The 19,385-nt window shown below is 37.8% G+C and carries 12 protein-coding genes and 1 pseudogene; 2 read left to right on the plus strand and 11 right to left on the minus strand.

Annotated elements, in window-relative coordinates; genetic code table 11:
- Nucleotides 1–12: 12 nt before the first annotated feature.
- From BACFIN_RS13665 to BACFIN_RS13620, 11 genes and pseudogenes are all read right to left on the minus strand, one after another.
- On the minus strand, nt 13–1,578 hold the full coding sequence (locus tag BACFIN_RS13665; protein ID WP_007750976.1) for a pectate lyase family protein: 1,566 nt from the start codon (nt 1,576–1,578) through the stop codon (nt 13–15).
- 86 nt (nt 1,579–1,664) lie between these two features.
- Nucleotides 1,665–4,094 (minus strand): glycoside hydrolase family 88 protein, encoded by a 2,430-nt coding sequence (locus tag BACFIN_RS13660; RefSeq protein ID WP_007750983.1) that lies wholly within the window; start codon nt 4,092–4,094, stop codon nt 1,665–1,667.
- A gap of 302 nt (nt 4,095–4,396) precedes the next feature.
- Nucleotides 4,397–5,707, minus strand: a complete 1,311-nt coding sequence (locus BACFIN_RS13655) for a rhamnogalacturonidase (protein WP_007750986.1) — start codon at nt 5,705–5,707, stop codon at nt 4,397–4,399.
- 438 nt (nt 5,708–6,145) lie between these two features.
- A pseudogene (locus tag BACFIN_RS13645) lies at nt 6,146–6,439 on the minus strand (right-handed parallel beta-helix repeat-containing protein); the annotation flags it as partial.
- Between the two features lie 156 nt (nt 6,440–6,595).
- Nucleotides 6,596–7,204 (minus strand): WG repeat-containing protein, encoded by a 609-nt coding sequence (locus tag BACFIN_RS13640; RefSeq protein WP_007750999.1) that lies wholly within the window; start codon nt 7,202–7,204, stop codon nt 6,596–6,598.
- An 86-nt stretch (nt 7,205–7,290) separates the two neighbouring features.
- Nucleotides 7,291–7,836, minus strand: coding sequence for a DUF5043 domain-containing protein (locus BACFIN_RS13635; protein WP_007751000.1), 546 nt, complete (start codon nt 7,834–7,836; stop codon nt 7,291–7,293).
- Nucleotides 7,837–7,838: 2 nt separating this feature from the next.
- Nucleotides 7,839–9,371 (minus strand): hypothetical protein, encoded by a 1,533-nt coding sequence (locus BACFIN_RS13630; RefSeq protein ID WP_007751010.1) that lies wholly within the window; start codon nt 9,369–9,371, stop codon nt 7,839–7,841.
- Between the two features lie 5 nt (nt 9,372–9,376).
- Entirely contained in the window at nt 9,377–11,158 is a 1,782-nt protein-coding gene (locus tag BACFIN_RS13625) for an O-antigen ligase family protein (protein ID WP_081449077.1), read from the minus strand.
- Nucleotides 11,159–11,173: 15 nt separating this feature from the next.
- Entirely contained in the window at nt 11,174–12,886 is a 1,713-nt protein-coding gene (locus BACFIN_RS20655) for a discoidin/SUN/FTP domain-containing protein (protein ID WP_007751021.1), read from the minus strand.
- The gene (locus tag BACFIN_RS21240; RefSeq protein ID WP_007751023.1) at nt 12,843–13,241 is read right to left on the minus strand and encodes a hypothetical protein; all 399 of its coding nucleotides are present in this window, start codon (nt 13,239–13,241) and stop codon (nt 12,843–12,845) included. The genes BACFIN_RS20655 and BACFIN_RS21240 overlap by 44 nt, the downstream gene beginning before the upstream one ends.
- A gap of 639 nt (nt 13,242–13,880) precedes the next feature.
- Nucleotides 13,881–15,344, minus strand: a complete 1,464-nt coding sequence (locus tag BACFIN_RS13620; RefSeq protein WP_007751024.1) for a glycoside hydrolase family 28 protein — start codon at nt 15,342–15,344, stop codon at nt 13,881–13,883.
- Nucleotides 15,345–15,561: 217 nt separating this feature from the next.
- Between BACFIN_RS13620 and BACFIN_RS13615 the strand changes: the two genes are divergently transcribed.
- Nucleotides 15,562–17,463 carry a rhamnogalacturonan lyase gene (locus BACFIN_RS13615; RefSeq protein ID WP_032839429.1) on the plus strand — a complete coding sequence of 634 codons (1,902 nt, stop codon included), beginning with the start codon at nt 15,562–15,564 and terminating at the stop codon, nt 17,461–17,463.
- A gap of 137 nt (nt 17,464–17,600) precedes the next feature.
- The gene (locus BACFIN_RS13610) at nt 17,601–19,097 is read left to right on the plus strand and encodes a RagB/SusD family nutrient uptake outer membrane protein (RefSeq protein ID WP_007751032.1); all 1,497 of its coding nucleotides are present in this window, start codon (nt 17,601–17,603) and stop codon (nt 19,095–19,097) included.
- Nucleotides 19,098–19,385 lie beyond the last annotated feature (288 nt).

Here is a 19,385-nt window from a genome sequence, read left to right on the forward strand (position 1 = left end):
TACACAAATTGATTATTGTTTATTCTTATTAAGTTCATACTCATATTCATCAGGATATTCCAACGAAAGGGCATAATTTTCTATATTCAAATAGCCATTTTTAGCCTCTTTTACCGCATCTGTCGAATCATATTTATCCAGTCCCCATGCATCCTCGAAAGCATCTGGCATCCCATCATTATCTGAATCCAGAGGTTTCTGTGCAGCATTTATTGTACCAGGACCTCCCAACGGAAATTGTTCTGCTTTACGTTCATCTTGAATAATCGTTCCTTTTCTCCCCAACGAAATAAGTTCATCCATCAAGTATTTATCTACTTCATCACGTACCGGAAGATAAGCACCCACTTTTTCAACTACCCATTCATAAGCTTCCTGTGCACTTTTCTGACTGCGTATAATTGGATGTAGATCAGAACGAGCTTCAAGAAAAACAGGAGAACCACTACAGTATTGTGACCAATTTGTCTCCGTTATCTCTACTCCGTCCAATGCCCCATCCTTATTATTATCATAATAATTACCTTTGCAATAAGTATTAAAATTACCATTACCACCTGTAAATGGTCTTGCGGGATTCATTGGAACATATTCTGTCTTAATTGATCCATCAGGTTGTGCCACATTCTGCCAATTATGACAAGGACCAACTATAAAATAATTGTTTTCAATAGTTGTTTCTGATTTACCTTGAGAATCACCGCTCATATTATAAGCAGCTCCACTTCCCCAATTGTACACCACATTGTTAACAAACTGGTTTAGTCCTTTAACTTTCGGATTTCGAGTTTTATTGTCAATATATAAATTACGGAAGATTGTACACCCATTCGATATATCAGTTTGCATTAAGCCACCACATGAGTGATTCTGCAAGCCCTGCCCGATTATAGAATTTTGTATCGTTATATTCTTTGGGGCAGTTCCTTTACCATCAGGATTGATAGAAAAACATTCGTCTTTTCCCCAAGTCATAGAACAGTGATCGAATATCATATTTGCTCCATTAGCTATTCCGCAAGCATCCAGTTCCGAAGGATATGCAGCTCCCATACGTATACGCAAGTAACGAACAATCAAGTTCTGTGCACCTGAAGCAGAAACACGCCCATTATAAAGAACGATTCCATCACCCGGTGCAGTATGTCCTAAAATTGTCTGATTACTTTTCAAAACAATAGGATTGCTACTCAATTTTATAACACCAGATACATCAAAGACAATAATGCGCCAAGGTTTGCTTACTGCATCACGAAAAGATCCAGGACCCGCATCATTCAAATTAGTCACATGATAAATTTCCCGTCCCTCACCTGCACGAGCACCTGTTACATTTTTCCCATATCCTTCCGCACCAGGAAAAGCAAGTACTCCATCATCAAAAACCGGGAAATTAAGCCCCTGCTCCGAGCCTCCCCCTTGATCACCAAAATCCCCATTTTGCGCTTGGTCTGTTGGCAAATTGGGGTTCAAATCACTTCTAGCATCCTTATCAACACATGCAAACAAAGCTGTGATTGAAAGGCAGGAAACTGCCAATATTCCTACTTTTGCTTTTAATAATGTAATGTTTTTCATATATAATTAAATTAAATAATTAGACTATTTGTAGATATATTTAAATACGTATAAAATCTCGTTATTTCACAATTTTTATTTTCATACTATTTGTTCAGTTCAATACATCCCATAATGAAAGGTCCTGTCGCTTTCGCATCATTATCTCTCATTTTCTCTCCTATATAATACTCGAAACTGCCGTCACGGTAAGGCTTACCACCTAATCCACCCACTTGGCAACATTTTGTCAATGTCAATGTTCCGTCCGAATTTGAGATTAGTAGTTTATCACACAGACCTTTAAAGGCCTTTTCTGCAATGGCACGATACTGACTATCAATATATCCTTTATTCACAGCTTTCATATAGGCATACATACATTGTGTCGTAACAGAAGCTTCTGGAAAATTACCGATACGTGAAAGTTGGTCAATTACCTGATACCACAAACCATTTTTATCTTGGTATTTTGAAAGGGTTTCTGCTAATTCCTTCGTCCATTTAATCATATCAGCATAGCCTGAATGATCTTGGGGAATATATTCCAAAGCATCTACCAAAGCCATAAACCACCAACCAATACTACGTCCCCAGAAATTAGGAGAATGGCCAGTTTCCGGATCAGCCCAGCGCTGACTCCGGTCCTCATTCCATGCATGATAATAAAGTCCCGTCTTGGTATCGTATGTATGCTGATGGCAGAGAGTGAACTGTTTAACAGCCTCATCAATCCATTCCGGACAATTAAATTCAGCTCCATATCGAGCCATAAAAGGAGAAGCCATATACAATCCATCCAACCACATCTGATAGGGATATATTTTTTTATGCCAAAAACCTCCATCTGTTGTACGAGGTTGCTTTTTCAGCTGATCTATCAAATTCTCGATAGCCAATTTATATTTCTCCTTTTTGGTTTCATTGTATAAATCAAAAAGAACTTTTCCGGAATTGATATAATCCAAATTATAGGTTTCTTTCTTATATAAATGAATCTCTCCTTTGTCGTCTACCAAAGAATCAGCCCATGCCTCTACATAATCAAAGTACCTACGGTCTCCTGTTTTCTTCCAAACTTGTAACATCGCACAACAACCTACTCCTTGCGCATAACCAAAATACAGGCGTTTTCCATGATCCAGTTGCCACGCTTCCGGGAAACGACGAATTTCCGAATCGGCAAACAGACGATAATAAGTGTCGGGAGCAAAAGTATCCGTACGGAAAGGAACTGCTGGAAGTCCGGCTTTATTAAACAGATTCACTCTAAAGAAAGTCCCATAACCGTAGCGTACAGCTACAGGTGCAGAGACATAAGTTGAAGAAAGTGTTATCGAACTTCCATTAATCACAGCATCAGCCGGATAAAACCGCACATCATTGCCGGCAATAAAAAATCCTTTTACCGGTTCATTGCCGGGTGTCTGCAGGCCACCTTCCGCAAATTCAAAATCTAATGTAATTTCTCTCCCATTCACTTTCATTGATTTGTAGAGAGGTCCTGAATAAACAATCTTTTTACCATATTGCTTTGCTAATGCCCAAGCTGCCAGCCGTTCGCCCGGTGCAACTTTATTTCGTGGATGTATGTCGGTAGAATCGGCTGCATCCGTCACTACTGCCATACCAATATTTTCAAGTCCACTTAACCATGTTTTTAATTGTGCTTCACGAATACCTGCCGGTTGCTTGTAATGTGGTGCAATCTGTACGAAATAGAAAGGCATATCCGGCTGATTCCATTCTTTCCGCCAACTATTAATCAGGTTAGTAAATACTTCCTGATATTTCTCATAACGAACAGAGTTGGATTCTCCCTGATACCAGATATTTCCTTTTACAGTGTACCCTACCATAGGAGCAATCATGCCATTCCACAAAGTAGCCGGAACCTTACACTTATCTTTTTCCCTACTCACCCTTTCTTTTGAATATTGTTTTAAGACATCAGCATACAGCGGATTGTTTTCCATCACTTTCATACTTGTCCAAGATTCAGCATGTGTTCCTCCCCAAGTAGACTGAATTAATCCAACCGGTGTACTCAATTCTTTATACAATTTACGTCCAAAGACAAATCCTACAGCAGAAAAGTCTTTCAGATTCTCCGGATTACAAACCACCCACTTTCCAACGCAATCTTCTTTCTCACCATCAGGTGCCAGTTGATGCTCTACATGAAACAGGCGGATTTCCGGAAAATCAGCATCTTTCATTTCTTCCGCTTCATTCAACATTCCTGTTTTCCATTTCACTTGCGGATTACGGGCTACGGGAAATTCCATATTTGACTGTCCCGTACAAAGCCAAACTTCACCTATTAATATATTATTGATCCGGATCTTATTATCACCTTTCAACATTACAGATTGTCCGAAAGTAGCAGCCGGTGTTTGTATCATCAGTTCCCAATGACCGTTTGCTAAAGCAGTCACCTTGTATTTCTTATGATCCCATGAAGTCTTTACCAAAATCTTTTCTCCGGGACGTGCTTTTCCCCAAAAACGTACTTTCGCATTTTGCTGAAGTACCATATTATCTGATAATATAGAAGGAAGTTGTATATCTGCATGAATACCTATTGGAAAGAAACAGACCAATAACCACAGACAAAAAATAATTCTACAGAATTTCATTGTATTTTATAGTTTTAGATTCAATATTTTACTGAATAAGCACATGTCAAAGATACCGCATTACATGGTAGAGTTAAAGAAAAGGAATATGGAGAATTCGACTTTCTTATGTAAATTCATATGTATACAGCCCATCACACGCCTATTTTGTACGATTTTACAGGCTATGTACGATTTTCCAGTCTTTCTACCATTCTTTTTTAATTCACTTTATTTATCTCAACCTTTCTCATAACCAATGCATCAATAATATCTTCATCTATCTTCACATCTTTTTTAGCCGTAATAGTCAAATTGTCAAAACAGAAATTGGATAATTTATATTGTTTTGATTTCTCTACAGCAAAAAAGGAATCACAATCCAGATGAATATTACGCATTGTAATATAGCTAGAATACGAGACTGGCATATCCTTGCGATCTTTCAAATCATAAAACTGTGTCCAAGGAGCAATAAAGATACAATTGCGGACATTTCCTTTTATATCTTCAACGAGGATGTATTTATATTGTTGGGGAGTATCCGGACGCATTTTCAACCACAACAGACGTTTAGCCTGATCCAGATTACAGCGTCGAAGAATTATATTATGATTATATATCGATTCGCTACCGCAAGTCAGCACTCCGTGACAGAATCCAAACATACAGTCTTCAATGATAATATCACAATTGCCACCATTATCGGGATCTTGATCTGCCCATGGTCCCTTGCCGCCTTTTAATGCAATTGCGTCATCATTAACCGACATATAGCATCCCTTGACAAGTACATTTTTACATGCATCAATATCGATTGCATCCGTACTTGGAGCCTTTACGGGAGAAGAAGGTGAAAAGATATGCAAATCCAAAAGTTTTACACTATCACACTTATAAATGTGAGTTGTCCAAAACGGAGAATTAACAAGTCGCACATCTGAAACTTGTACATTATTGCTATGAGATATATGAAGTAGACGAGGACGCAATTCATCCATATTAGTACATTTAGGAATAACACGCCTCCGCAACCAGAATGACTTCCAATATCGTTCACCGTTTCCATCAACTTTTCCTTTTCCGGAAAGGGTGAAACCATCTACCTTATCAACATTAATCAAAGCTGAAAAGTACTTTAGGTTCTGTCCCTCCATCCGTGTTTCTATTACAGGAAAGTTGCTAATATCGTCACTACCTTTTAATATAGCTTTCTCTTCCAAATGCAAGTGTGTTCCCGGCTTAAAGAACAGCGCACCACTAAGATAAGTACCTTCAGGTATAACAATGACTCCGCCTCCATTATTAGACGCCAAATCTATAACAGCCTGAATTTTCTCTGTCTGTAACAGTGTACTATCATTCACTACTCCATAGTCGGTAATCAAGAAACTCTTTCCTAATCCATTTATATCAGTTTTTTCATTTTTGTAAAACCAATCCGGTATAATTTTACCATCGGGAAATTTTTCCTGACTAAACAGTTGCAGACTGCAACATGTCACTACTATTAAAAATGCTGACTTTATCATTTTCTATATCTCGTTACTTTTTTTGCAAAAGTACCGCATTTTTCCATTTGCCCCAAAGCAAAGGATATGGAGATATTGATTTTCTCATGGAGTTCTATGCAAAAGATTCAAATACTACTTATCTATATACAATATTCCATATTCAGACTTATTTTTGTACATACATCAAATTAAAATACGCTCTTCACAGTATCCCCCAAAAAGCGCATCCTCTTTATAAAAGAAGACACGCTACGAATAGAGTTAAATTTTTCTTATATCATTTATTCCGTGATCAACAATCCGGTAGAATATTATTTTGTAAACACAATCTCTCCTTTACGTCCGCCACCACGAAGAAAGATTTCATAAGTATTATTTCCTGATTCTTTTATTTTCAGCAGATCCAAATCCGTATTCTTTGTTTGTTCCCCGCGTATAACCGTTTTTAATACCCCTCCTGTTGTCCGGTCCAGTTCCACTCTTTGACATTTTAAACACCCGGCTCCAAGTAGTACTTCCCGCAGTATAATGTTCCATTATCTCTGCTTCCGTCACTCGATATGTACCTTGCCGGATATATACAGTATCTCCTGCCATCACTTTTGATTGTGCTTTACCCAACGTGGCAAAAGGCTTATCAATCGTCCCACTGTTTGAATCGCTTCCATTAGTAGCCACAAAATAATTCGTAGCCGAAAGAGAAAAGAGGAAACATCCTATAAAAAAAAGAAAAAGGCTAATGCGTTTCATGGTATATTAAGTATTATGTAGCAGCAAAGCTACTGTTTTTTATACCATAAGAGCTGTAATATCGTACGCAAAGAATAGAGAATTGTCTATAACAACATACTAAAAAACCTAGAGTGTGGCATTCAAGCACACTCTAGGTATCTCACTATTGCATAGTTACTTCAAAATTAATTCACCTCCACTATTTAATCTATACCGTTTACCATCTTTCTTAAGATAATTTTCCGAACCACCGTCGTAAACAGGAGAAATAATAACTGTTCCTTTTCTATCAATAGCTCCCCATTTCCCTTTTAACACGAGATGTTCATTATCCAATTTAGTCCAGATTCCATTCTCACAAAATATCGCATATCCATTTTTCTGAAACGGGTATACAAATTTATATCGAGGTTTAATTACAATCTGTCCATCCATATTAGCAAACCCCATTTTATCATTTTCTATAATTCGAAATAATCCATTAGTTATTTTATCCGGAAATACCTCACAATTATAAACTTGAAATAAAATCTGTTCATTTCTATCTATTGCATATATTCCTTGCCTACCTCTAATAGCCACAAATGCTATTTTATCAAATTCATCAGTAAAGATATCAGCATATTTCCCCGCAGGTATAACTATTTTTCCATTCACATCCATAAAACCCGATAATGATTCGTCTTTTATGAAGTCAGGATAATACTTATACAACTTAGAATCTTGAGCATATATTGTCAGACAAGACAATAAAAGTACGATACATATTATATAATTTTTCATATTCGGCAATAAGTTCTAATAGAACAAAAAAACTAGCTTGTTCGCAAAAATATATTAGCTAAAACAAGCCACTCTATACTTTCCAGTTATTTCACTTCATGTAACCATCCTACAAGGATATAGTTCCGCCTTTTTCCCTGCTGTGTTGGAACAAACCAAATATTTTTCTTCAATTCAACTTCTATTTGACGAAAAACAGAAACTGGAATAAAACCATAAGGAGTATTGGAGAAAAATTGAAAACCGACTTCTGAAACTTTACCTGTGTCAGGATCGACATATAACATCACTGTAAACTCCCAATCTTTTATACGTTGTTTCTCAGTACTAGAAAATGCGCCATTGATAATCGAATAACATTTCTGTTTTGTCCAAGAATCATCTTCCAGTTGTTTTTCTTGCATATTTTCTTTAATAGAAATCATGTCCTTCGTATTTTTATCAATCTGCTCCACATAAGTGAATTTGTTTTCCTTATTGTAAAGTCTTACAAATTTAGCTCCCTTAAGCACATCACACTGATAAGTGTAACCATTTTCCACAAAGGTTCTATCAACATTATAATAATTAGTTTGAGCAGTAATTGTCAAACAGGACAACAAAAGTCCAATACATATTACATAAATTTTCATTTTTAGCAATCCTTAGTTATTTTATTTAAGTTCGAAAAATTAGATAGAGAGCTACGACTTTTATCATAGACAAACTTCTTATAATTAATATCTTGTTTAAAACTTGGCACTACATTAAACTCTAAATAGATATCCAATTGTTCTATTATCATCCCATCTCTCAGATTCCCCTTGGCATCTAATAATCCTTTTAAATTTGCAGTTGACAATATCCGAGGATCTCCTCCCTTAATACCTTTTTCCCAGTCACTTCCTCCATATTCACTACTTCCTTTTATATAAAGATAATGAGCATAATGTGTTTCTATTTCCATATTCATTATAGCATTCCTCCAAGAATCAAGAGACTTTTCATTTTGATACTGATAAGCATGCATCAATTCATGAAAAAGTTGATTACTTTCCATATTTCTATTCCATTGAAGGGTATTGGTCTGAGGATTAAATGAGGCTTGTTCTTCTGTAAAAAATTGAAAAGAAATATGTTCTCCTTTTAATGAATCCACCAAACTATTATATAATCCTTTTCCCATACAATCTTTCATTATTGAATCCAGTTTTTCTTCTATAAATTTCCAATCCCGTACTAGCATATCTTTATTTTGAAATAATTTTTTAGCATTGGGAGCTACTTCATTTTCAGAAGGATCAACATCACCACCAATGCCATCACCATCACCTATACCACCATCACCACTATCTCCATCTTCTTCCCACACATCATAACATACTTGATACTCAATAGGAGTCCAAACTTCATCACATACATGTTCAACTACCCATGCATCTCCAAATTCTTCGTCTGGTTCAATAGAAACCTCATCATGGCATTCTTCAGTTAATTCATAATCTGTTTCAGTATAACATTCTTCTACCCAACCACGAGTAATAATAAACTTAGCATCTTCACTCAATGGCATTATTTTAGCAACAATCTTACCATTACGATATTTCCAACCATTAATCAATCCACCATTAGGTTCAAAGAACAATACTTTACCATCAAAATTTGTTTCTCTATACAAATATGAGTTGCGTCCCATCCTCTTACTCTTCTTCATATACTCCAAAGAACCGACAAAAACAGTAATAAAACTTCTAATCTCCCCAGTCTTCAAGTCTTTCCGAATTACCATTCGAGCAGCGTTACGAAGATATTTCTGTCCGCGTATTTTTTCAAACTCACTTTGAGTTTCCGCATCAACAAACATTCTCCTACCACGTGTTAGAATAGGAGTCTGTACAACTTCATACTTTCCCCGATTAGCCTCATAAGCATCTTCCCATTTAGGTTTCACCATAGCAGCTTGTACATCTTTAGCTTCAGATGAACGCATAGTAACAACCGGAGTCATATTAGCCTCAAACCATTGACGAGCTATCGCTGTAGTCAGTTCCTTGTTTTTCTTTTTTGATTTACCCGAACGACTTGATTTACCACTTGGGAAATCCACACCATCATAGCAGGCATAAATGCATAAGCACAACACCGCTAAGATAATAAACATGAGACGGTTTCCTTTAATTTTTCTCATAAGCTTTACTTTTTTTTAATTAAACTTTTAGTTAACTGTTCACTAAATATTTCTTTCAGTTTAAGATGCAAATCATGTGTTGCAAAACCATAGACTTTAACCTTTTCTGTTAATAATTCATTTGCTAATAAAAGTGCCTCTTGCTTTCTTCCTGTTTCTTGATATAAAAAAGCAAGCTTTCCTCTGGGAGTTTGAAGTGTAGGCATCATCCAATGAGCCATTTTATATGATTCTTCTGCTTCGATAAATTCTTTTAATCGTTTGTGTACATCTCCTTTCAACATAAATACTGTCGGTGAAGGAAAGCGGGATGTCAGAAAAGTCAATTTTTCTTTTTGAAGTTCATCCTTTCTATATCTATTTAAAGTCAAACAATAGTGATAGTAAAAACCTATTTTGTCTGTCATCCGATGTTCCAATTTATTGTATTCACCAAGTACTTTTTCAGACATCGTATTCGGAGAAGAATGAGTTAAAAGATACAGTTGATGATAATCCGGCAACAAATTTGAAATACCATTACCCAATAGTAATACTAAAAATAAAAAGGTAACTTTGATAACTACAAAGCAACGAGAAGTTAAAAGTATTTTTTTCCGCTTTACTTTATCCAACCTGACCAACAATGCCAAAGCCAATACCGTAAACAGAATAATAGGAAATACACGATTAGGATAAGCGAAAAGTCCCCAAATAAGAATAGCCATCAACAACATCTGTGATAACCTAATAATCAAATGATTTCTCCTTGATTGCAAAATATAATATATCAAAACGACATAAATCAACAGCCCTGCAATGCCATATTCAACCAGTAATCTCAATGGTTCATTAAAAGCTAAATGAGTGCTTCCTGCCAAATATTTTTCACGTTCTGTTCCTTTTTCTTTCAAATAACGGGCTTGATAATACATATAATTTGCAGCAAATCCTCCTGCACCAAATCCTGTTAGAGGTTTATTTTTTATCATTTCAAGCCCCACTTTTCCTATTAGCATTCGCCCATCTACTGAATCAGGTCTATATTTATAAAGACCATAAGAAGCCAACAAACCCAATGCAAAAAGAAGAACAAGCATCACTGGAAGATAAGATTTATACAACATCCTTATCTGAAGTCTATATATTCTCAATATGCCCCAACATACACTTACAATCAAAGCTACCCATGCCGCCCTTGAATCGGCACAAATAAAAACCGGAAAACAAAAAACACAAAGGCAATATGATATATTTCGTATTTTCCTATAAAACGAATATCTAAAAGTATAGATAATAAATCCTACTATCACACAAAGAAGTAAAGACATAACACCTGCATAAACAGCCGGATTATGATAATAACCAGTGATAGAGAAATGAGAATTACCGGACGGCAAAATCTTGAAGAGTTGCAAATAGCCTATAGTAGCAAGCGAAAAGGCTGCCAGCATTACTCCTATATAAATCACAACATAATTTATTTTTCTAATCAATCGTAAAATACAATAGAGAATGAGTACACATAAACAACCAAGTTGCCACAAGTCACTATTCCCCAACAAATAATCTACTATCATACAAGTTATTCCCGCTCCTACCATTAAATCAATCCAATGGAGTTGCAAAAAAGGCGCTATACGGTTGAATAGAGCAGAAAAGACCAGAATACCGCCAACCACTAATGTACCCAAAACAGGAAAAACAACAGATGCATTGTAAATTTCTGTAAAACAATTAATAACTAAAGAAATTATTAATATTCCCATTAAAGATGAAAATACCGTATTCCTGTCCAAATTAAACATAGAAAAAGAATATTTTTAATATATGGATTCGTTTATTGTGCCTGTGTGAAGAAAGTACTGTTTACCATTAGAATAGAAGAATGGAAGTTCTTCTTTTCCTGTTGTTAGATTCCGTAACCAATAAAGCGTAGCATACGGTACATCTTTAAAATCCAAATAACTATTTTCTGCATAAAGTATTTTAAACTTCTTCCAACCATTGGCATAATAAAAAAGAGCATAACTATCCCCCGGAACAATCCCATTATTCGCTGTTCGTGGAACAAACCGAATACGATTGATTTGTACAGGAGTTCCAAAATCCATACCTACCGAAGAAGTTGTCACATAGGTATCATAGTTTCCGTCAAAAGCATCCGCAGCATTATGTCCGGTATTAAGAGGAATTCCATTAATCCGATATAAGAATTGATTCTTATCTTCCGGTTGTTCCTTAGAAAAGACAGGTAGAGGTGTCGGAGAAGAGCATTTATGATTTCGTGAATATCTCCCCAAAAACTCCATATGAGCAATATTAACACCTTTTTTATCGGGATTCCGGAAGCGATAATATCGGTACTTCTTGTCATTTTTAAATTCGACTTCTTGGAAATATGGACATGGGACATAATCTAAGATATAAAGTGTGTCAAAATCCCGTTTTTCCTTATTACTTCCCAAGATATAAGAACCCTTAATCCTTTCCTGCAATGCTTTCAGCCTTCGCTTTTCCGGATATTTACGTAAAAGATGCAACGTTTCTTTTTTAGTTGTATCACATTTCAAAGTGATATATTTCATACCCGCAGACTGTTTATTTTCACCTGTAACAAGTAACTTTCCGTTTACCAAAGATATATCGAGCTTCTTTTTTTGCTGTTCATTAACCGTAAGAGGTTCTGGTATATCTTTCCTAAGTCGTGAAGATAATATCATAAACGGTTCATTGATTTCAAGCATTGTTTCTCCATCAAAAATAACGGGAAAGAACAAAGTATTTAAAGGTATCTGTTCAAAAATGATTTCACTTTTTCGATGATCGATTTTGCCCCAGCCTACAGGCGTAAGCCCTTTAGTAGTGAACATGCAGATATAAGCAATATTATTATCAATATTATCCAGTAATGGTAACCGTAAAGTTATGGTTTGATGATAACGGAAAGTCTGATCACTTAACAAAGGAGTACTAAACTGTTCAGGAACAAATTCATCTTCTGCTGCCATAAAATAAGGAGTATTATATTGTACTCCAAAAGTTTTTCTATATACCTTTCCGCAATACTTTATATTACTATCCCAATCTTCACGCAAGTTATTACCTGGCGCTGTATAAGGCTGGATTATTCCCGTCGAATCAGGAGAATTACACCAATAATGTTTGCTATCCCTATCCAACCATTTTGGAGTAAATTCATAAACAGCAGGGATACCACATGCCCGTAAGACATTACAACTCCAGTTCGTCATATTATGGCAATCCATTTTAAATCTAGGAACGAACAAATCATAAATCCCCATGTGCTCTTTAGGCTTTACATATTTATTCAGCCACCTACATTTATCAACATATATCTTATACCATTCCACAGATTCGTGTATAGTACCCAATAAAGAATCCAATAATATCTTTTCATACATTTTCCGGATTTGACTACGTTTCATTAAAGGATATTCATTGGTAGTCCGATATGGTAAAATAAACTCTTTAGAAAAAGTCAAAATCCTTATCTGTTTTATAACCTTTTTCATTCCAGATTCTCAATGCTGATTCTATATTATCAACTAAGAACTCAGAATTTATGATTTGAATATCAGTCTTATCCACATTTAAAATTCTAGGAACAGCAATTTTTTTAAAATTTTCAGCTAATGATATGCATAGTGAATCATGCTTTTTCTTTTTATATGGACGTATTTCTTCAATAGTCATATTGGAAAACAATTGAAAATAAATAGAATCAACCCTCTCAAAATAGGAATTGTATGCAGAATCAAGCAAAATCATCTCTTTTGATTGATGATATGGCATATTCTCTATTAAAAAACAAGCTGACTGATAAGGTATTTTTCCTTGTTTTCTAAAATGTTCCAGCACTTTTTCCAATTCTTTGCGATTGTCGCCAGCCTGTTCTAATGCTTATTCAACAGCATCAGGATACTTATGACAAGACATAAACAGACACATAAAACCTAAAAATAAGAGTGTTCTCATATAGTATATGATTTATTAATTACCATTCTATGAATTCCGAAGCAAAATTAGGCTATTTTAGATGTACAGTCCTTGTACGATTGTACGTAAAGATAGAATTTTGTACATTTACGTCTATATCATTTACTTTTCATAACATATCCAAGATAAAGCATAATTTATCTTGAACCAAAAAAGAAAAAAGATGACTCTTCTTTCATAATCTTCTTCAACGTTCTTAATAAACTATTGAAGAGTTTATTATAAACGGTATCCAAGTTTATTATAAACGATGAATCTCCGGATTAAGGATATAACCGTGATTTTTCGCAACAAAAAAAGGCTGCAAATCCCATAAAGATTCGCAGCCTTTAGCTCATACAGAAACTCTCACAGCTTAACTACTGTAAGGGCTTCCTGATATATTGTCATCATATTGTACTAGTTTCTTTTTCATTCTTTTTAATCAAACCTTTTATCTATTGATATTCACACCTACAAATATACAACATAAAAAAGGCTTTGTCAAGAGCTTCCTGCCTGTAAGGAGAATTACTTGTAATTAATCTCAATCTTACTATCTATATTATCCGTTTGCCGCAATCGGCTTTTATCTTTTACCGTCAAATGAATATCCTGTAACTGGAAATTCTTTCCATAAGTTATCTTTCCGACAGATTCCACCTCCGCATTAATGTTAGACAGATAAAAATTCTCGATGCGATGACTTGCGTTCCATCCCGAAGCGGAAATAAAACGTTTTGCTCCATCTGCTTTTACGTGAGAGAAATACACATTACGAAAATGAGGATACCCCTTTTCCTTCGGCTCTACCGGAGTCAACATAGTAGTCCAGTGTTCAGGAACATCTTTTCCTTCATATTCTTTCGGCAAGGCAGAATAACTATATTTCGGATTCCAGTTCAAATCGACAGACAGAATATGAGTCACACTATCAGCCTCAACACGCGTCATATAGATATTCTCGACCGTTCCGCCACGGTTCATGGATGATTTCAGACGCAATGTCGTTCCTGTGCCATACGCTATCAGATCATGAGCCAGTACATTGCGGATAGAACCGGAAGTCTCACTTCCGCAAGTCAGCAAGCCCGCACCTTTACGGGCAATACAGTTACGAACCACCACATTCTCCGTCGGACGATTCACACGCAGTCCATCCGCGTCACGCCCTGCCTTAATACAAATATTATCATCGTTGCAATCCACATCACAGTTTTCTACCAGAATATTGGTGGATGAATCAATATCAATGCCATCCGTACTTGGTCCGTGACCTCCTACATTATTATTAATAGTAAGTCCGCTCACCGAACAATGATCCGAATACAAAATCTGACAAGCCCAGAATCCCGTACGCACCAACGTAAAGTCTTTCAACGTGATATGCTTGCTGTTGGAAACCAGTACTCCCCTCACCCGCTTGCAATCATAATCCACAATCCAGCGCAGATTCTTCTTCTCATATTCCTCCCGCATCGCCCAATATTTATCCCAGAATACTTTTCCGCGGCAATCGATAAAGCCTTCCCCCGTAAGAGCGGCATTTTCCGCATCCATTATATTGATAACAGCCGAAGGCCATGTCATTTCGATACCGGCAATGCGGGAAGGAAATTCCGGATAGTCCTGAATATTATCACTCGCAAGCAAGGTAGTACCTTTACTAAGATGCAGGTTCACACCACTCTTGATAAACAAAGCACCTATTTTATAATACCCCGGGGCAACAACTACCGTGCCTCCTCCCTGTTGGTGACAAGCATCAATAGCGGCCTGGATAGCAGGAGTACTAAATACGGAAGTGTCATTCCGCAACCCGAACTTTCCGGCATCCCATTCTGTGTTTTCCGGAGTCCTCTGTGCCCCCACCTGATCGGCCCACGATAAATCCGGCTTTGCAGACACACTTCCCCAATCATAAGCGGGAGTTGTCTTTTTCGGAGTTGTAACACCAATCAAGGCCAATAGTACAATAGATAAAAGATACTTCATAATTACTTCTTTTAGTTCATGTTGCAAAATTATCGCATATCATCAAAGAGGTAATGGACGGATGTACGCAAAAGATAGAATATTATATCATACGGACAATTAATTTGAAAGGGTGCACAATTGTATATATTCTTTGTACATTTCTCCATTTCATACATTCAAAAAAGGAGTAATTTTGCGAGTGAATTATAATAAGGTACAAACCGATAAAACAAATATGAGAAGAATTGCAATTTATCTATTGTGCATATTCATGTTACTGCCTGTTGTAACAATGACAGCACAACCTGGTTATAACTATTCAAAGTTACAACGGGAGAAACTAAACCGCGGCGTAGTTGCCATTCGCGAAAACCCTTCAGAAGTAATCGTTTCGTGGAGGTATCTTTCTTCCGATCCGATACAAACCGGTTTCAACGTATACAGAGACGGGAAGAAATTGACAGACACTCCCATCACTGTCAGCACCCTGTTCCGTGATAAGAATAACAGTCAGGAAACGGCTGTTTACGAAGTGCGTCCTGTTCTAAAAGGAAAGGAGACGCATCACATTGACGGTACATACACATTCCCGGAAAACGCGCCTCTCGGCTATCTGGAAATTCCCCTGCAAAAACCGGCAGACGGAATAACTCCGGCAGGTGATACCTACACGTACAGTCCCAATGATGCTTCCATCGGTGACGTAGACGGTGACGGCGAATACGAAATTATCCTCAAATGGGACCCCAGCAATTCACACGACAATTCACATGAAGGCTATACAGGCGAAGTATACATCGATTGTTACCGAATGAACGGAGAACAACTATGGCGTATCAACTTGGGTAAAAACATACGTGCAGGAGCTCATTATACTCAATTCATGGTGTACGATCTGGATGGCGACGGCAAAGCGGAAGTAGTGATGCGGACTGCCGACGGAACAGTGGACGGAAAAGGAAAAGTAATTGGAAATGCCGATGCAGACTATCGCGAAGCCGGTACCTTTGACCAAAGCAGGAATCAAATGATGAAGCAAGGACGTATTCTGAAAGGCAAAGAATACCTGACTGTTTTTTCAGGAGACACCGGTGAAGCCTTACATACCATCGACTACATCCCTGCCCGCGGCAACGTTGCCGACTGGGGAGACGCAAAAGGTAACCGAAGCGACCGCTTCCTGGCTTGTGTAGCCTATCTTGACGGAGTACACCCAAGTGTTGTCATGTGCCGAGGCTACTACACGCGTACTGTTCTGGCTGCCTTCGACTGGAACGGAAAAGAACTGAAGAACCGTTGGGTATTCGACAGCAACCATCCCGGATGTGAGCAGTACGCCGGACAAGGAAACCACAATCTGCGTGTAGGCGATGTGGATGGTGACGGATGCGACGAAATCATTTACGGTTCCTGTGCTATCGACCACAACGGCAAAGGACTTTATTCTACCCGAATGGGACATGGAGACGCCATCCACCTGACACATTTCGACCCTTCCCGTAAAGGTCTGCAAGTATGGGACTGCCACGAAAACAAACGTGACGGAAGTACGTACAGAGATGCCGCCACCGGAGAAGTGTTGTTTCAGCTAAAAAGCAATACCGATGTAGGACGTTGTATGGGCACCGACATTGACCCGACTCATCCGGGTGTGGAAATGTGGTCAGGAGATTCACAAGGAATTCGAAACGTAAAAGGAGAAATCATAGCCCCTAAAATGAGAAATATGCCGACCAATATGGCTGTCTGGTGGGATGGAGACCTATTACGCGAACTATTGGATAGAAACATGATTATTAAATACGACTGGGAAAATAAAAAGTTTGCTCCGCTTGTCAAATTCACAGGAACTCTTTTCAACAATGGAACGAAATCGAATCCTTGTCTGCAAGGTGACATTATAGGCGACTGGCGGGAAGAAGTACTCGTACACTCCGAGGACAACGCTTCTCTCCGGCTCTACGTTTCGACTATCCCGACCGAATACAGATTCCACACCTTCCTTGAAGAACCGATATACAGAATCAGTATCGCTACCCAAAATGTAGGCTATAACCAGCCAACACAACCGGGATTCTATTTCGGACCGGACCTTATAAAGATGAAAGGTACTTTCAGAGGATATCAATTCAAGTAAGTGTTATACTAAAAGTATCAGCGCCAACCACAAATACACATCTCTTGCCCTTGGTATTTTACTATACGAAGGGCAGATTTGTTTAAAATCCAAAGAAATAACTATCTTTGCCTGCATATAACACATATAAATCCACTATGAAGAAGAATACATTCCTTATATTATCGCTTTTATTGCTTTATCTCTATCCACTGTCGGCCTCCGTGGAAATTCGCTCCAATAAGCTGACTACCGGAGATGGATTAGCAAATAATTCGACCCGCTATATGATGCAGGACAGTAAAGGATTTATCTGGCTGGGAACTCTCAACGGATTAAGTTATTATGACGGCAATTCTTTCGCATGGAATGATTTGTATGAAATCGTAGCGCGTGCCAATATGTTCCTCAGCAAAACGGACGGTGTTACTTTCTCCGACGAAAAGATAAAGAATCAGTTTATCGGTGAAGCCAAATTCCTCCGGGCATTGGCTTACTTCGACCTGGTTCGTTACTTCGGACATATCCCCATCGTATTGGAACCTGTATCGGTGAATGAAGCAATGACCATCAAACAGTCAAAACAAGTCGATGTTTACGAGACCGCAATTGTCCCCGATCTGGAAGATGCAGTGAGAAAGCTGGTAGACACTCCCTTGAATTATCAGGGAAACAATGCTTCTGCCGGACGCGCCACCTTAGCCGCTGCCAAATCGTTGCTGGGACGTGTTTATCTGACAATGGCAGGATATCCCGTGCAAGACGAATCCAAGAAAGCATTGGCGGAACAGCTATTCAGTGAGGTGATAGACTATGCCCGCGCCAATAATAAATATTGGGCACAAACGGGTGACGAATGGCAGAAAGTGTGGATCAGCGACAATGATAACAAATACCATATTTTTGAAATTCAATACATAGCTTCCAAAAACTATGGTAATCCGATGGTGTTCAACTCGGTTCCGCAAGTGAATGATTCGTATACAAAACTGGAAATGTCCGGTAATAGAATATGGTGTGAAGCCAGACTGGCAGGACGTTTCAAATTAATGGATACGGAAGGGGTGTCTTTGGATATACGTTGTCCGAGCACGATTTACACGGATGATTTCGTGGATGACGACGGTGTGCCTTATACGGGCGGTCCTTTCTTCCAGAAGTTCTTTGAACATAAGATGAAACGCAAGATGCTAGGTTACGAAGATATTGATGCACAGATTGCAGACCGTACCTATTTCCCTATCAATTATCCGATAATCCGTCTTGAAGATGTAATGTTGATGTATGCCGAAATTGTAGGACCTACCGATAAAGCAAAATCATTGGTCGATGATATTTGCGAACGTGCCGGTGTCCCAACCGTACCCGATCATGTTACTCCCGAAGAATTTGCCGAAATTGTAGACTGGCAACGCCGTCTTGAACTGGCTTCCGAAGGCATCCGCTGGCATGACCTCGTACGCCAAAACCGTTATGTAGAGGTATTGCAGGAAATGTTTAAGTTTAATGGCTCGGACGAGAACGGCGTGATTAGCAAACCGGAAACATACGAACTATATAAATTGGTTACAAAAGACTCATATATCTATCCGATACCCGACTCGCAAATGAAGGTAAAAGAAGGGCTATATGAACAAAATAAAGGATATAATTAGACGATACAATACCGGCATTCATTTATTAAAAGGTTGATAAGAAAAGTCCTCCGGTCTGGTTCTACGGATCGGAGGACTTTTCTTTATTATTATATTTTTCTTTATTATATAAGGTTTACTTGTATCAATTCCCCTTAGCTTTGGAACGTAAAGACCGTATGCTTTATCGGAAACATATAGACGAGGTAAGCACTTCTCCCGCACAAACTAATCATTGCATACCGTAATACTAATAAAGTCTCCTAATAGAATTAAGATATTACACTTGAGCAACCTCAATAATACACA

The sequence above is a fragment of the Bacteroides finegoldii DSM 17565 genome (assembly GCF_000156195.1).
Taxonomy (GTDB): domain Bacteria; phylum Bacteroidota; class Bacteroidia; order Bacteroidales; family Bacteroidaceae; genus Bacteroides; species Bacteroides finegoldii.

Coding starts and splice junctions, on each gene's coding strand:
- BACFIN_RS13665 (WP_007750976.1), bottom strand. CDS start 1,578: ATGAAAAACATTACATTATTAAAAGCAAAAGTAGGAATATTGGCAGTT.
- BACFIN_RS13660 (WP_007750983.1), bottom strand. CDS start 4,094: ATGGTACTTCAGCAAAATGCGAAAGTACGTTTTTGGGGAAAAGCACGT.
- BACFIN_RS13655 (WP_007750986.1), bottom strand. CDS start 5,707: ATGATAAAGTCAGCATTTTTAATAGTAGTGACATGTTGCAGTCTGCAA.
- BACFIN_RS13640 (WP_007750999.1), bottom strand. CDS start 7,204: ATGAAAAATTATATAATATGTATCGTACTTTTATTGTCTTGTCTGACA.
- BACFIN_RS13635 (WP_007751000.1), bottom strand. CDS start 7,836: ATGAAAATTTATGTAATATGTATTGGACTTTTGTTGTCCTGTTTGACA.
- BACFIN_RS13630 (WP_007751010.1), bottom strand. CDS start 9,371: ATGAGAAAAATTAAAGGAAACCGTCTCATGTTTATTATCTTAGCGGTG.
- BACFIN_RS13625 (WP_081449077.1), bottom strand. CDS start 11,158: ATGTTTAATTTGGACAGGAATACGGTATTTTCATCTTTAATGGGAATA.
- BACFIN_RS20655 (WP_007751021.1), bottom strand. CDS start 12,886: ATGAAAAAGGTTATAAAACAGATAAGGATTTTGACTTTTTCTAAAGAG.
- BACFIN_RS13620 (WP_007751024.1), bottom strand. CDS start 15,344: ATGAAGTATCTTTTATCTATTGTACTATTGGCCTTGATTGGTGTTACA.
- BACFIN_RS13615 (WP_032839429.1), top strand. CDS start 15,562: ATGAGAAGAATTGCAATTTATCTATTGTGCATATTCATGTTACTGCCT.
- BACFIN_RS13610 (WP_007751032.1), top strand. CDS start 17,601: ATGAAGAAGAATACATTCCTTATATTATCGCTTTTATTGCTTTATCTC.